Raw genomic sequence first — 13,864 nt, forward strand, 5'->3', positions numbered from 1 at the left:
AAAAGGATCGACCCTCGCCTTGAGCGAGGATCGATCCGCTCAGTAACGCGCCGTTGCCTGAACCACCACGCCGATGATCCGGCATTCATCGGTGAGCAGGGTTTTCGGCCAGGTCGGGTTGAGCGGCACCAGGTAGCGCTGGCCGGCCTGTTCGTCGAGTTTGCGGAAAATCGCTTCTTCGCTGTCCGGCCACTGGGCGATCACCAGTTTGCCAGGCACTGCCTCCAACTCTGGGTCAACCAGAATCAGCATGCCCTCGGCAATGCTCTGGCCGCTCGGCGCGGTCATCGAATCCCCCGCCACCGTCAGCCAGAACGCGGCACCGCCACGAGCGTGGTAATCCGTCAGTTCGAAGCGCTGCTTCGCTGATGCTCCGGGATAGCTCGCCGCAGTGTCACGCACTTCGCACGGTGCACGCCAATCGCAGACCGGATAACGGAAGTACGGGTTGTACTTCTGCGCCAGCGGCATTTCGTCTTCCGGCGTCGGCTGCGGCTCGCGAATCACCAGAACGACTTCCAGGAAGTCCATTCCCAGCGCCTTGAGCACGCGGTTCATTTCGGTAACACCGGGTTCGCGACGCTTGTTCAGCCAATGACCGATCCCGCCCTGGGACATGCCGACGCGCTCTCCGAGCTCTGTTTGAGTGACTTTGAGTTCACTCATCTTGGCCTTGACCAACTCAATCCATTTATCCATGTGCCGCACCTTACGCGGACGTCTTCGACCGGCAAAACACATATTGTAGTATTTAAATTCTCGTCACAAATACAGGCAGTACTATCCTAAGGAAACGGACTTTCAATCGAACATGGAGTGACGTTTCATGATGAACATCAGCAGCAAAGACCTGCCCGATCTGCAAATCGACACCAGCTTCACCTCCCCTCAAGGCAATGCCGCCGCACAGCGCGCGCTGGACTACTACTTGAAACCGGCTGTTTCAGAACCCGAGACGGACGAACGTTTTTTCAATGTCAAAGGCCATCTCAGCGGCGAGGAAGCGCTAGTGCATGCCTCGGATCTGTTGCGATGTGCAGCCGCCACCGCGTTCAAGGCCGCAGAAAACCTTCAAGGCACCAATCGCGATCTGGCCTTTTCGGTGGTGCACATGGTGGATATGGCGCGGGCGATGGTCGACCATTCGATCGACAACGACGAAGTCACGGCGGACAAGGTACGGGCGGGCAGGAAAGAATTTTCCCATCGCGCAGATAAAAACATTTGACTTGCAAATGATAATGATTATTATTGCAAGCAGCTGGTCGCGAGATCAGTCGATGGACCAGAGACCTTAGGTCGGTCTTCTGGACTATCTCCTCATCAGGCTAATCACGGTTTTTGACCCGGCTTTTTGCCGGGTCTTTTTTTGCCCGTTTTTCGGGCTTGTGTCTTCAGGCTAATGAAGTCTTTAGGTGCTGCAAATTCGATGGCGCGGATAATATCAAAAGAATATTGATTGGCAAGCCGAGCCCGGCCACATTGGGCAAAACTAATGGCAATCAGCACTTGAGAATCAATCGCATAGCCTCTAAGCTGCTGGCGCGTCACGGAAGACGCCCCCCGCTACACCCGCAATTCCCCTCGGTTTCAGCCCTGCCTGCGTGTAAAGTACCGGTCATAAAAATCCTGCTCTGGAAGCGATTATGACCGTGGCCAAATCTTCGTTCGACATCAGCGCCAATTTCGACAGCGGCAATATCCAAGTCATCGACATCAGCAACCCGCTCAATCCGGTTCTGGCCATCCGCCCGGACACCCGCAGCGCTCATTTTCAGTGGTTCCACTTCAAGGCCAGCGGCCTGCATGTGCATCAGGAACACTGGTTTCGTCTGGTCAACGCCAGCCAGTCCTCCTATAACAAGGCCTGGACCGGCTATCAGGCAGTCGCCTCCTACGACCACGTCAACTGGTTCCGCATCCCCACCAGCTTCGAAGGCGACAGCCTGCGCTTCTGCCTCGAAGCCGAACAGACCCACGCCTGGTTCGCCTACTTCGAGCCCTACAGCCGCGGCCGCCACGACTGGTTGATCGAGCAGGCGCTGAGCAAGGCTGGCACCGAATTGCTGGCGACCGGCAAAAGTGTCGAGGGCCGCGACATTCAGCTGCTGCGCAAAGGCACCGGTGCCGAAGGCCAGCGCAAGATCTGGATCATTGCCCAGCAGCATCCGGGCGAGCACATGGCGGAATGGTTCATGGAAGGCGTGATTGAGCGTCTGGAGCGCCAGGACGATCCGGTATTGAACAAACTGCTGGCCAGCGCCGATCTGTATCTGGTGCCGAACATGAACCCGGACGGCGCCTTCCATGGCCATCTGCGCACCAATGCCATGGGTCAGGACTTGAACCGAGCCTGGCAGAACGCCAGCCAGGACATCAGTCCGGAAGTGCTTTTCGTCCAGCAGCAGATGGAAAAATATGGCGTCGATGCGTTTATCGACGTGCACGGCGACGAGGAAATCCCCCACGTCTTTACCGCCGGCTGTGAAGGCAATCCTGGCTTCACACCGCGCATCGAAAAGCTTGAAGAGCATTTCCGCAGCCATCTGAAGCACACCACCAAAGACTTCCAGACCACCTACGGCTACACCCGCGACGAACCGGGACAGGCCAACATGACCTTGGCCTGCAACAGCGTCGGGCAGAAATACGATTGCCTGTCGCTGACCCTGGAGATGCCCTTCAAGGACCACGACGACCACCCGGACAAGATCACCGGCTGGTCGGGCAAACGTTCCAAGCAATTGGGCAAGGATGTGCTGACCACCCTCGCCGACATGGTCGACACCCTGCGCTGATCCCCTCCTCTGTAACGACAAAAGATCGCAGCCGACCTGCGATCTTTTGCGTTACAGGGTCAGCCGCGATCACGCCCGCGCAACATGCTGTCGAGCACTTCGTCACGGCGTACCCAGCCATGGAACAGCGCCGCCGCCAGATGCAGCAGCACCGTCAGAAACAGCAGATACGCCAGATAGCCATGGGACTTGCGCAGCACCGCAAACAGTTGCGCGTCGGCCGGCACAATCGACGGCAGATGCAGCGACGCCGTGAGCATCACCGGCTCGCCCGAGGCACTGATCATCGCCCAGCCGAGCAACGGCAACACCAGCATCAACGCATACAACAAGACGTGGGAAGCCTTGGCTGCCAGTACCTGCCAGCCCGGCAGATCATCCGGCAGCGGCGGTTGGCGGGTGGTGAAGCGCACCAGCAGGCGCACGATCACCAGCGCCAGAATCGCGATGCCCAGCGGCTTGTGCAAATGAATCAGCCATTCATGGCGAGACGACACCGAAGTGACCATGCCCGCGCCGATAAACAGCATGGCGATGATCATCAGCGCCATCAGCCAGTGCAGCAGGCGCGCCAGCAAAACGAAATGCGTCGGTTGCTTGTTCATGGACGAGCCTCCTGTTTGGCGGCGGGCAACTGGCTGACTTCGCTGGTGCGACGCAGGTAGGAATCGGCGTAGCCGGCCGAACGCGCGGCCAGCAGTGGATCTTCCGAGCCTTGAATCCCGGCCGGCAGCACCAGCGGGTCGTAGTTGATGTCACGGCATTCGCCACTCAGCTGCGGCTGGGTTTTCTCCAGCACCAGAGTCCCGGCATTCAGCACTTTGCGATTTGCGGGCCAGGTCTTGCTGGCATCGTTGACCGGGTCGTCGGCGTTGGCCAGGGTGATATTCAACTGGAAGCGCAAGGGTGCGGCGGCCAGGCGTTGCACTAGATCCTTCTCGAGAAAATCGGCGCCTTCAGGGGCTGTGGCACCTGCCGCGTCCTGCGCCAACGGGGTCATGCTCCAGCGTACGGCCTGTTTCTTGCCGTTGCCATCGACCAGATAGAACGCATTGATGCTGTTATAGGTTTCGGTCGCGTAACTGGCCGAAGGCTTGGCGGTCTTCACCCACGTCAGAAACGGCACGGCTTCCGGGTGTGCAGCAAAGAACGCCGGCACCTTCGTCGGGTCGGGCTTGCCAGTGGCTGGATCCGGCGACTGCGCCTGCTGCAATTGGTAGAACGCTTCAGGCGTGCCCACCGGAAACACCGGCATGCTGTTCATGCCGGTGCGCCATTGCTGACCGTTCGCCTGGGTGAAGCGCAGCGCCAGACTGCGGATCGGTACGGCGCTGTCCGGCGCATAGGGATTGCCGGCCGGCAAGGCGAAACGCCCCACCACCGGTGTCTGCGGCAGGTTGAACACCTGTGCCGTGGAGAACGCGCGCGCCTCGCCGCTGCTTTCGAAATGGCCGATCACGCACACGCCCTTGGCGTGATTGCGACGAAAGCCGGGATGCACGCCGTTGTTCTTTTCCAGCACATCGACCAACGCTTTTGGCGTCAATCGTTGTGGGTCAAGGTTGCCATGCACGTAGGCAAACGCCCCGGCCACGGCGGCGACAATCACGGCAATGCCGCCCAGACGTAAAACCAGGCTCGCGGCGCTCAGTGGCTGGCGCGGCGGCCTGCCGGGCGGTGCAGCGTTGGGGGACGAGCGATCAACCATGAATATCTCCAGGCCATCGGCCACAAGTGGAAAGAGTCAGCAAGACGCACCCCGTCCGGGTTTATTCCACGGCGCGGTATTTATTTTTGCGCACGGGGAATAACCTGCGCTGACGGGCGTCTTCCTAGTCCACAGCGTAGCGACCAGCAGAAATTCATGAGCGAATTCGACGAACAGTTGAGAGAAATCATTCCCAGATTGCGCCGCTTCGCCCTGTCGTTGACGCGCAACAGCAGCAGCGCCGACGATCTGGTCCAGGCCAGCCTAGAGCGGGCGCTGTCGGCGTGGGGCGAGAAACGCGCTGAGGGCGACTTGCGCGCCTGGCTGTTTGCGATCCTCTATCGGCAATTTCTCGATGCGCACCGTCGCTCGCGGCGCTATGCGCGGATGCTGGAATTTTTCACCGGTCGTGACGACGCCGAGCCGTCGGTGGAACGCACGGTGATTGCCCAGTCGACCCTGCAAGCCTTCGAACGCCTGCCCACCGAACAGCGCGCCTTGCTGCTGATGGTCTCGGTGGAAGGCCTGTCCTATAAAGAGGTCGCCGAGATCCTCGGCGCCCCGATCGGCACCGTGATGTCGCGCCTGTCCCGCGCCCGCCAGGCCTTGCGCCAACTCAGCGACGGCGAAATCAGCAGCCCTTCCTTGCGGATACTCAAATGATCAGCCTGCCTCCCAGCGAACGTGATTTGCACGCCTACGTCGACCACCAGCTCAGCGACGCCGATCGGCGCGTGCTCGAGACCTGGCTGGCCAGCCACCCTGAAGAAGCGGGGCAGGTGCGCGCCTGGCAACGCGACGCCCAGCAATTGCGCGCAGCGCTGAGTGGCGCCTTGCAGCAACCGGCCAATCCGGCGCTCGACCCGATGATGATTCGCCAGCGCCGCCGCCAGCAGTCCCGTCGCCACCTGGCCAGCGCGGCGGTGTTGCTCATTGCCGTCAGCATCGGCGGTTTCAGTGGCTGGCAGGCGCGGGAAATGACCCTGGCGCGCCCTGCGCAATTGCCGATGACTGACGCGTTGCAAGCCTATCGCCTGATCGCCCAGCAAGGCGTACTGCCCGCCGATTACAAGGTCGACAGCGACGGCGACATGCAGCGTTGGCTCGACCGCTACTTCAGCGGTGCCGGGCGCTTGCCGGACTTGAAAGCTGCCGGATTCGAGCCGGTCAGCGGGCGCTTGCTCAGCACCGATGAAGGCGCGGCGGCGATGGTGATGTATGAGGATGGCAGCGGTCACAAGGTCAGTTTCTACCTGCGTCCACCGGGGCCGAAAAACACCCTGCTGCCGCGTGGCTCGCGCAGCGATGGCGATCTGCAGGCCGATTACTGGTCAGGGCCGGGCTACAACTATGCGGTGGTCAGCCCGACCGACTCGCCGGCGGCAGAGTTGCTCAAGCAATCGCCACCGTTCTGATGGTGATATTTCATGGAGCCGACGCCCGGGCTCTGGTTACACTGGGGCCACCGCGCTCGCTGTGGAGCCGGTCTGAGAAACCAGGAGCCTGTCCCGCGTGCCCGCCCGAACGCCGAAACGATCACGACTGAGCCAACGCTGGCCGTTGCTGCGCCGCCTGTTCGGCAAAGGCCTGCCCGCCAGCGCCGGCCACGATGCCCACGCTGCGACCATCCGCGATTATTTCCGCGACAAGGCCAAAAGCCAGGGCTACACCCTCAGCCGCAGTCAGCAGCAAGTCATCGACTGCATGGCGCAGCAAGCCAGCGTGCTGCTCGGCGACAGCGGCCACACCCCGCCGAGTCTGTACCTGTACGGCGCCGTAGGGCGCGGTAAGAGCTGGTTGCTCGACGGTTTTTTCCAGGCGCTGCCGATCACACGCAAACGCCACCTGCATTTCCATCAGTTTTTTGCCCGGTTGCACGACGGCATGTTCCGCCATCGCCAGGAGGAAGACGCGCTGGAAATCACCCTGGATGAGTTGCTGGAAGATTGCCAAGTGCTGTGTTTCGACGAGTTTCACGTGCATGACATTGGCGACGCGATGCTGATCACGCGGCTGTTCAAGGCCCTGTTCAAACGGCAGATCATGCTCCTGGTGACCTCCAACTATGCACCCGAGGGCCTGCTGCCCAATCCGCTGTATCACGCGCGCTTCAAACCGGTGATCGAGCTGATCAACACGCGCATGCAAGTGATGGAAGTCGGCGGCGCCCACGACTACCGCGCACTCAACCGCCAACACACGCATCAAGTGTTTACCCAAGGACATTACGTCTGGCCGGCGACAGCAGCTCAACGCCAGGCCCTGAACCTGCCACCAGCCGACGCGCCTGCCCTGGCCCTTGAGGTTGGCAAACGTCAGTTGCAGGCGCGTTTATGCGAGGGCCGAAGAGTCGCGTTCACCTTCAACGACCTGTGCGAACAGCCAACGGCAGTGATGGATTATCTGCAACTGTGCCAGCGTTTCGACCAGTGGATCATCGATGACCTGCCGCAGCTCGGCGAGTGTCCGATCGCCGTGCAACAGCGCTTCATCAATCTGATCGACGTGCTCTACGATCAGGACAAACACCTGACCTTGCTCGGCCACTTGCCGCTGGGCCAGAGCCTGGAAGGTCACGCCATTGACTTGGCGCGCACGCGCAGCCGGTTGGGGCAATTGCAGGAAATCCAGGCTCCCAACTGACTCCCCATCCTGTGAGAGCGAGCCCTGTGGGAGCGAGCCTGCTCGCTCCCACCAGGTCCCGGGACAACTCAAAATCCGTTCAGCATCCGCTTTACCGCTATCATGTCGCCCATTCCAGCGCCCCCGCGTCGCTCCACCGATCAATAGCGAAACCCGACATGCACACCCTTGCTCAACTAAGCGCCGGCGAGCTGTCCGGCATTACCCGCCTCGACCTGTCTTGCGGGCTGACCGAATTCCCCAACGAAATTTTCCAACTCGCCGAGACGCTGGAGGTGCTCAACCTCAGCGGCAACGCGTTATCCAGCCTGCCCGCTGACCTGCATCGCCTGACTCGCCTGCGCGTGCTGTTCTGCTCCGACAACCATTTCACCGAACTGCCGGCCTGCCTCGGCCAGTGCACCGCGCTGACCATGGTCGGCTTCAAGGCCAACCGCATCGTCAATGTGCCCGGTGCCGCCCTGCCGCCGCAGCTGCGCTGGCTGATCCTCACCGATAACCGCATCGAAAGTCTGCCCAGCGAACTCGGTGAACGCCCCGCTTTGCAGAAGCTCATGCTCGCCGGCAATCGCCTGCAATCGCTGCCAGACTCCCTGCGCCACTGCCATCGGCTGGAATTGCTGCGCATCGCTGCCAACCAACTCAGCGAACTGCCGCAGTGGTTGCTGACCTTGCCGAGCCTGACCTGGCTGGCCTACGCCGGCAATCCGCTGGAGACCGAAGCCGATGCCGCTGCCCTTGAGGCCACGCCGCTGATCGACTGGTCGACGCTGCGTCTGGAACAGCAATTGGGCGAAGGCGCTTCCGGGGTGATTTCCCGGGCGCTCTGGCAGCACGACGACGGCACGGCGCAGACGGTTGCGGTGAAGCTGTACAAAGGCGAGATGACCAGCGACGGTTCGCCGTTGCATGAGATGAACGCTTGCATCACCGCAGGCCTGCACCCGAACCTGATCCGCGTCGAAGGGCGAATCAGCGGCCATCCCGATCAACAGCAGGGGCTGGTGATGCAACTGATTGATCCGAGCTTCGGCAATCTCGCCGGCTTGCCCAGCCTGGACTCGTGCTCGCGGGATGTTTATGCCGAAGATCGCCGGTTCTCCGCCGACGTAGCCCTGCGCGTCGCCAAAGGCATCGCATCAGCGGCCGAGCACCTGCACCGCCAAGGCATCACCCACGGCGATCTGTATGGCCACAACATTCTGTTGAACGATCAGGGCGATTGTCTGCTGGGGGATTTCGGCGCGGCGTCGTTTCATGCCACCGGCGATGATGTGCAGACGCGCGCATTGCAGCGCCTGGAAGTCCGTGCGTTCGGTGTGTTGTTGGGGGAATTGCTGGAGCGTGTCGACTCAGGATTGAGTACGGAGCGGCGCGCGCAACTGGAGGCGCTGGAACGACGTTGCTGTCAGGCCGATGTGCTGGGGCGGCCGGGGTTCAGTGAAGTCATTGAGGTGCTGGAGAATCTGTGACCGCTGCGCAGTCATTCGCGAGCAGGCTCGCTCCCACAATGGAATGTATTTCAAATGTGGGAGCGAGCCTGCTCGCGAAGAGGTCATTACTGGCGCGACAGATCAGCCAGCCAGACCAACGAACATGTCCTGCACGTCATCATGGTTGTCGAGGCCTTCGAGGAATGCTTCGACTTCAGCCATCTGCTCGTCGCTCAAGCCGCTGACCGGGTTCTTCGGCTGGTAGCCGAGCTTGGCCGAGAGCACGGTGAAGCCTTGTTCCGGCAGGGCTTTCTGCACGGCGTCGAGGTCGGTCGGGTCGGTGAGGAACAGCGTCGCGCCCTCTTCACCCGGCTCGAAATCCTGGGCACCGGCTTCGATCGCAGCCATTTCCGGATCGGCATCCGGGCTGTCCGGCGCGGCTTCGATCATGCCGACGTGGTTGAACATCCACGCCACCGAACCGGAAGCGCCCAACTGGCCCTTGCGGAACGCCACACGGATTTCCGCGACGGTGCGGTTGATGTTGTCGGTGACGCATTCGACGATCAGCGGCACCTGATGCGGCGCGAAGCCTTCGTAGGTCACGCGATGGTATTGCACGGTTTCACCCAGCAAACCGGCGCCTTTCTTGATTGCGCGATCGAGGGTTTCTTTTGGCATCGAGGCTTTCTTCGCCTGCTCGACCACCAGACGCAGGTGTGCGTTGGTGGCGGTATCGGCACCGTTGCGTGCAGCAATGGTGATTTCCTTCACCAGTTTGCCGAAGATCTTCCCTTTGGCGTTGGCTGCCGCTTCTTTGTGTTTAACCTTCCACTGTGCGCCCATTACTCACTCTCTTGATCTGTGGCGCCGAGACATCTATTGGCCGACGCGTGGCGGCAAGTTTATACGGCCTAAAGTCGGCAATCGACCAAAAAAACAGCCGACGGAATCGACATCTTCACCAAAGCATGTAGGGGGATTCTGAAAAGCGCCTTTGACATGACCATTCAGGCCGACGGTTTCGTACCCTTGAAACCCCGTATCGCCTGACAGGGCCTGCTCGAATGCTCAATGACAAGGAAAGTCCCTTCACCCTTACGCTGACCGACAGCGGATTGCGCCTGCCGGTGGTGCGTTTTCGCGGCGAGGAAGCGCTGAACCAGCCTTACCGTTTCGACATCGAACTGCTCGGCCTGGCCCCGGCCATCGTCCCGGGATCCTTTCTGCACCGGCCGGCCTTTCTGCGGCTCAGTGAGCAGCACGGGTTCCACGGCGTCATTTCCAGCGCCAGCTGCGAACATCGCGGGACCCATCGGGTCGGCTATCGACTGATTCTGGTGCCGCATCTGCAACAACTGGCGCAAACGCACAAGCGCCGCGTGTTTACTCACCTGAGTACGCCGCAGATCATCCAGCAACTGCTCGAAGAACATGCCCTGCCAGCGCACAGCTACCGCATTGAAATGAGCGTCGGTCACTACCCGGCAAGGGCGTTTTGCATTCAGTACGAAGAAAGCGATCTGGCACTGCTGCAGCGGCTATGCGAAGACGAAGGCATCCACTATCACTTCGAACATGGGCCGGACGGACACGTCGTGGTGTTCGCCGACGACAGCCTGAGCCTGCCCCAGCAACCGGTCGAAATCCCCTTCAATGTCGATGAGCAACCCCCATCGCCCTGCGTCAGCGCACTCTATCAACAGCATCGCGCGGCGCCGACGCCGATGCTGCATGCAGTGCGCAATCGTGGCCAGCCAACCGGCAACGCCGAAGCCGCCAACGAGGTCTCCACCGAGTTGCCGATGCCCACGCGATCGCCGGAACGTCTGCACGCCGAACAGCGCAGCCGCCGTCATCTGCAACGCCAGCGCTGCCAGTTGCGTTCCATTCACGGGCGCAGTGATTGCAGCGATTTGCTCAGTGGACGACTGCTGCTTGTGGCCGACCATCCGATTCATCATTTCAACGAACAATGGCTGATATGCGCCGTGCGCCACCAAGGGCAGCACCCTTCGATCCTTGATCCGACGCCAAGCGTTCAGCGTTATCACAACGACTTCACTGCGCAGCCCTGGTCGACCGACTTCCGTCCGCCACTCAAACAAGCTCGCCCGAACATTGCCGGTTATCACTTGGCGAAAGTCGCGGGTGCGCCTGGGCAACCTGCGCAAGTGGACGAAAACGGCTGCCTCGCTGTAAGCCTGTGGCCGTCTGCGGATAAATCCGCCAGCGACGCCCTGTGGTTGCCGATCGCCATGAGCCGGCTCAGCGGCCCCGTCGCCATCGATCAATTACCGCGTGCCGGCAGTGACGTGTGGGTGAGTTTCCTCGACAGCGATCCGGACCGACCGATCCTGTGCCTCAGCCACGCACGCCAGCCACCGGAGCGCGAATCAGCGCCCGCGCGCGACAGCCTGTTGCTCGACTGGCTGAGCCACCGCGCCGATCATTGATCGGCGCCTCAGCCTTTGTCCGCCTTGCCCGCCGCCGCCGCGAATTTCGCTAGGCGCACGTCCAGATGCCGAGGCCGGCGCCCGTGATCTTCGGCGCGCTCCTTGCGGCGGATGGCGTTGCGCACCATCAGCGAGCCGAGGTAGCGAATCGGTTCCGGCGGGAAATAACCCAGCGGCCCGTTGACCAGCGGCGAACGGGTCCACGGGTTATCCAGGCCCTGCACCAGCGCGGCGAGAATCTGCCCGCCCATATGACACGGGCCGACGCCGCTGCCGGAATAACCGAAGCCGTAAAACACGTTGCCCGCCGAGCTCATCTGGCCGAAAAACGGTAAACCGGTCACCGAGCGATCCGACGGGCCGTTCCACGTCGCGTCGATTTTGACCTCGGCGAACGCCGGGAAAAAATCCGCGAGACTGCGCTTGAGCAAGCCGGCATAAGGCGACGGCTGATCGAACACCGGCAGCATCCGCCCGCCATAGGCGAAGGTGTTGCCGCCCTTGCCGAGCATGATCCGGCCGTCCGGGGTGTTGTGGTAGTAATGCACGAAAATCCGCGAATCGAGGACGCTGACGCCGCTGGTCAAACCGATTTGCTGCAGCAGGTCCGGGCGCGGTTCGGTGATCAGCATGTCACTGGAAACGATCGCCACACTGCGCTCGAACTGAGGAAACGCGCGGGCCATCCACGCATTCATCGCCAGCACCACGCGGTCGGCGATGACCTTGCCGCTGGGTGTGTGGATGCGTGCCGGGCGGCCCTCTTCCAGCCCGGTCATCGCCGTGCCTTCATGTATCTTCACGCCCAATTGCAGCGCCACCCGGCGCAGACCGCGTACCAGTTTGCCCGGTTGCACGCTGGCAGCCGCCGGGGAAAACCAGCCCTCTAGGTGTTTTGCTGAGCCAGCCATGCGCTGCACATCGGCGAGCGGGCGCTGGCTGAACGAGTTGATGCCATTACGCTCCAGCGCCGCGATCACCGCATCAGTTGCGCCGACCTGGGCGCGATTGGTCGCGGTGTACAGCGTGCCGTCGAGGCGGTAGTCGGCATCGACGCCGTACTGCTCGCAGAACTCGCCGATCGCATGGATGCTGCGCTCCGATCCCCTGACCAGACGCACCGCTTCTTCGACGCCGAACAAGCGCTCCAGGGTGAAATACTTGGCCGACCATGACAGTGCGCAACCACCGTTACGGCCACTGGCGCCGGCACCGCAGATGTCTGCTTCGATCAGCAGCACCTCCAGCTCCGGGTTTTGCTGCTTGAGCATGATCGCCGTCCACAATCCGGTGTAACCACCGCCAACGATGCACACATCCGTGCGCACCTCGCCTTGCAGCGGTGGACACTGCTCGGATGGGTCGGCCTGCAAGGCTTGCTCGAGCCAGAACGGTCGCATGGGAAATCTCCAGTCAGAAAGCCACGACGCAGCCTGCCGCGCACCGCGCAGCAGGCCACGGGGCGAAGGGTTTCAGGAACGCAGCGGTTTGACGCTCAGCGGGCAGTTGGGGATCGCCGCGCGCGGCTCCATCACGCCGACCGGCCGACTGTTCCAGTGCGGAATCAGCACCAGCGCCGAGAACAGCGCGCATCCGGCGAAGACGATAAACACCGTCACCGAGTCGAAGTAGCCCGGCAGCAAACCGCCGAGCACCGCGCCAACGGAGCCGCAGCCGTTGACGAAACCGGCGGCGGTGGCACCGGCCTTGGCCTTGCCGAAATCGATGGCCGCCGCACCGCTGATCATCGAGTCCGGGCCGTACAACGTCAGGCCCATGACGAACAGCAACGCGACAACGAGCAACACGCTGCCGGTGTTCAGCGCAGCCATGAACAGCGCCAGCGTCACGGTCAGCGCCAGCAGACTCAGCACGCAGGCCGGCATGCGTCGGGCGCCGAACAGTTTGTCCGAGGCCAGGCCGATCATGATCGGCCCGAGCAATCCGGCCAGTTCAAACGCGGTGGGAATGATCGCCGCGCCGACCTTGCCGACACTGGGCATCTGTTCGAAAACAATCACAGGGCCCCACAACAGAATCGCGTAGCGCGCCGGTTTCAGCAGGAAATACGCCAGGCCCAGCACCAGCACCGTGCGGTTGCGCAGGATTTCCTTCAACGGCTCCCAGACGCTGAGTTTGCTGTTGGCTGCGGCTTCTTCGGCGGTCAGTTCCGGCTCGGGCTCCACCGCCGGCAAGCCGACGTCTTCCGGTTTGTTGCGCTGGAAGATAAAGAACAGCACGGCGACCACCGCGACCACCGCCGCGCTGGAAATGAATGCCGCGTGCCAGGTGCCGACCAGCGTGTAGGCCCACCAGCCGGCGAACGGCGAGGCGACCAGACCACCAAACGCGTAACAGGAACTCCACAAGCCGAGCACCCGCCCGCGCTGCTCAGACGGGAAGAAGCTGCCAAGATTTTTACACAGCCCGGACCAGCCAGTGGACTGCGCCAAACCTTGAATCAACATGCACGTGGCGAAGATCGGCAATGTAGCGAAACTGCCCATCACCAGCGCCGCAGCGGCGGATATCAGCAAACCGCCAAGCACGACGACTCTTGGACCGAAGCGATCGGCGAGCATGCCCCAAGTGAACTGTCCGAGGGCATACGCCGCCAGATAGATCGCGTCGAGGTTGGCCATGGCCATTTTGTCGAGGGTGAAATCAGGGTCCTCGGCGATGCCCAGTTTGGCTACCGAAAAGGCTTTGCGGGTGAAGTAGAACGCGGCGTACGCGAGCCAGGTAATAGCGAAGATCTGCACGCGCCAACGCGCCAGGGTGCCGATGTGCTTGTTCATGGTGGTTCTGACCTCAGGGTGTGAGTGT

At 61.7% G+C, this 13,864-nt stretch carries 14 protein-coding genes; 7 read left to right on the forward strand and 7 right to left on the reverse strand.

The genetic code is table 11. The annotated features are described in order from the left end of the window. Positions 1 to 39 precede the first annotated feature (39 nt). Positions 40 to 699: a LexA family protein gene (locus tag OC605_RS00285; RefSeq protein WP_262136001.1), complete on the reverse strand. Its 660-nt coding sequence runs from the start codon at positions 697 to 699 to the stop codon at positions 40 to 42. 130 nt (positions 700 to 829) lie between these two features. Between OC605_RS00285 and OC605_RS00290 the strand changes: the two genes are divergently transcribed. Continuing rightward, positions 830 to 1,228: a DUF6124 family protein gene (locus OC605_RS00290; RefSeq protein WP_125927407.1), complete on the forward strand. Its 399-nt coding sequence runs from the start codon at positions 830 to 832 to the stop codon at positions 1,226 to 1,228. A gap of 104 nt (positions 1,229 to 1,332) precedes the next feature. Here the strand turns inward: OC605_RS00290 and OC605_RS00295 are convergent, their stop codons facing one another. Beyond that, the gene (locus tag OC605_RS00295; RefSeq protein WP_125927390.1) at positions 1,333 to 1,551 is read right to left on the reverse strand and encodes a hypothetical protein; all 219 of its coding nucleotides are present in this window, start codon (positions 1,549 to 1,551) and stop codon (positions 1,333 to 1,335) included. A 95-nt stretch (positions 1,552 to 1,646) separates the two neighbouring features. Between OC605_RS00295 and OC605_RS00300 the strand changes: the two genes are divergently transcribed. Beyond that, on the forward strand, positions 1,647 to 2,798 hold the full coding sequence (locus OC605_RS00300) for a M14-type cytosolic carboxypeptidase (protein ID WP_073471325.1): 1,152 nt from the start codon (positions 1,647 to 1,649) through the stop codon (positions 2,796 to 2,798). 59 nt (positions 2,799 to 2,857) lie between these two features. Here the strand turns inward: OC605_RS00300 and OC605_RS00305 are convergent, their stop codons facing one another. Next, positions 2,858 to 3,403: a cytochrome b gene (locus OC605_RS00305; protein ID WP_122880191.1), complete on the reverse strand. Its 546-nt coding sequence runs from the start codon at positions 3,401 to 3,403 to the stop codon at positions 2,858 to 2,860. Beyond that, entirely contained in the window at positions 3,400 to 4,506 is a 1,107-nt protein-coding gene (locus OC605_RS00310; RefSeq protein WP_151552815.1) for a catalase family peroxidase, read from the reverse strand. Before OC605_RS00310 ends, OC605_RS00305 begins: the two co-directional genes overlap by 4 nt. A 156-nt stretch (positions 4,507 to 4,662) precedes the next feature. Between OC605_RS00310 and OC605_RS00315 the strand changes: the two genes are divergently transcribed. The 4 genes from OC605_RS00315 (at position 4,663) to OC605_RS00330 (ending at position 8,621) form a co-directional block, all read left to right on the forward strand. Further along, positions 4,663 to 5,169 carry an RNA polymerase sigma factor gene (locus OC605_RS00315; RefSeq protein WP_122603079.1) on the forward strand — a complete coding sequence of 169 codons (507 nt, stop codon included), beginning with the start codon at positions 4,663 to 4,665 and terminating at the stop codon, positions 5,167 to 5,169. Continuing rightward, positions 5,166 to 5,921, forward strand: a complete 756-nt coding sequence (locus OC605_RS00320) for an anti-sigma factor family protein (protein WP_262136002.1) — start codon at positions 5,166 to 5,168, stop codon at positions 5,919 to 5,921. Before OC605_RS00315 ends, OC605_RS00320 begins: the two co-directional genes overlap by 4 nt. 97 nt (positions 5,922 to 6,018) lie before the next feature. After that, positions 6,019 to 7,149 carry a cell division protein ZapE gene (zapE, locus tag OC605_RS00325; RefSeq protein ID WP_262136003.1) on the forward strand — a complete coding sequence of 377 codons (1,131 nt, stop codon included), beginning with the start codon at positions 6,019 to 6,021 and terminating at the stop codon, positions 7,147 to 7,149. A gap of 158 nt (positions 7,150 to 7,307) precedes the next feature. Next, positions 7,308 to 8,621, forward strand: a complete 1,314-nt coding sequence (locus tag OC605_RS00330) for a leucine-rich repeat-containing protein kinase family protein (RefSeq protein WP_262136004.1) — start codon at positions 7,308 to 7,310, stop codon at positions 8,619 to 8,621. Between the two features lie 102 nt (positions 8,622 to 8,723). Here OC605_RS00330 and OC605_RS00335 read toward each other — a convergent pair whose 3' ends face one another. Next, a complete protein-coding gene (locus OC605_RS00335; RefSeq protein WP_016775324.1) occupies positions 8,724 to 9,428 on the reverse strand; it encodes a YebC/PmpR family DNA-binding transcriptional regulator in 705 nt (234 codons plus the stop codon). 221 nt (positions 9,429 to 9,649) lie between these two features. Between OC605_RS00335 and OC605_RS00340 the strand changes: the two genes are divergently transcribed. Continuing rightward, on the forward strand, positions 9,650 to 11,038 hold the full coding sequence (locus OC605_RS00340) for a type VI secretion system Vgr family protein (RefSeq protein WP_262136005.1): 1,389 nt from the start codon (positions 9,650 to 9,652) through the stop codon (positions 11,036 to 11,038). Between the two features lie 8 nt (positions 11,039 to 11,046). On the opposite strand, the gene OC605_RS00345 is transcribed toward OC605_RS00340, so the two are convergent. Both OC605_RS00345 and OC605_RS00350 read right to left on the reverse strand, forming a co-directional pair. Then, positions 11,047 to 12,438 carry an FAD-dependent oxidoreductase gene (locus OC605_RS00345; protein WP_262136006.1) on the reverse strand — a complete coding sequence of 464 codons (1,392 nt, stop codon included), beginning with the start codon at positions 12,436 to 12,438 and terminating at the stop codon, positions 11,047 to 11,049. A gap of 72 nt (positions 12,439 to 12,510) precedes the next feature. Then, positions 12,511 to 13,836: an MFS transporter gene (locus OC605_RS00350; protein ID WP_024013450.1), complete on the reverse strand. Its 1,326-nt coding sequence runs from the start codon at positions 13,834 to 13,836 to the stop codon at positions 12,511 to 12,513. Positions 13,837 to 13,864 lie beyond the last annotated feature (28 nt).

The sequence above is a fragment of the Pseudomonas sp. Marseille-Q5117 genome, assembly GCF_946901175.1.
Taxonomy (GTDB): Bacteria; Pseudomonadota; Gammaproteobacteria; order Pseudomonadales; family Pseudomonadaceae; genus Aquipseudomonas; species Aquipseudomonas iranensis.

Bases quoted from the DNA above. Each gene is read 5' to 3' on its own strand.
- OC605_RS00330 (WP_262136004.1), top strand. From the start codon at position 7,308: ATGCACACCCTTGCTCAACTAAGCGCCGGCGAGCTGTCCGGCATTACC.
- OC605_RS00315 (WP_122603079.1), top strand. From the start codon at position 4,663: ATGAGCGAATTCGACGAACAGTTGAGAGAAATCATTCCCAGATTGCGC.
- OC605_RS00305 (WP_122880191.1), bottom strand. From the start codon at position 3,403: ATGAACAAGCAACCGACGCATTTCGTTTTGCTGGCGCGCCTGCTGCAC.
- OC605_RS00340 (WP_262136005.1), top strand. From the start codon at position 9,650: ATGCTCAATGACAAGGAAAGTCCCTTCACCCTTACGCTGACCGACAGC.
- OC605_RS00285 (WP_262136001.1), bottom strand. From the start codon at position 699: ATGGATAAATGGATTGAGTTGGTCAAGGCCAAGATGAGTGAACTCAAA.
- OC605_RS00335 (WP_016775324.1), bottom strand. From the start codon at position 9,428: ATGGGCGCACAGTGGAAGGTTAAACACAAAGAAGCGGCAGCCAACGCC.
- OC605_RS00350 (WP_024013450.1), bottom strand. From the start codon at position 13,836: ATGAACAAGCACATCGGCACCCTGGCGCGTTGGCGCGTGCAGATCTTC.
- OC605_RS00320 (WP_262136002.1), top strand. From the start codon at position 5,166: ATGATCAGCCTGCCTCCCAGCGAACGTGATTTGCACGCCTACGTCGAC.
- OC605_RS00310 (WP_151552815.1), bottom strand. From the start codon at position 4,506: ATGGTTGATCGCTCGTCCCCCAACGCTGCACCGCCCGGCAGGCCGCCG.
- OC605_RS00345 (WP_262136006.1), bottom strand. From the start codon at position 12,438: ATGCGACCGTTCTGGCTCGAGCAAGCCTTGCAGGCCGACCCATCCGAG.
- OC605_RS00290 (WP_125927407.1), top strand. From the start codon at position 830: ATGAACATCAGCAGCAAAGACCTGCCCGATCTGCAAATCGACACCAGC.
- OC605_RS00300 (WP_073471325.1), top strand. From the start codon at position 1,647: ATGACCGTGGCCAAATCTTCGTTCGACATCAGCGCCAATTTCGACAGC.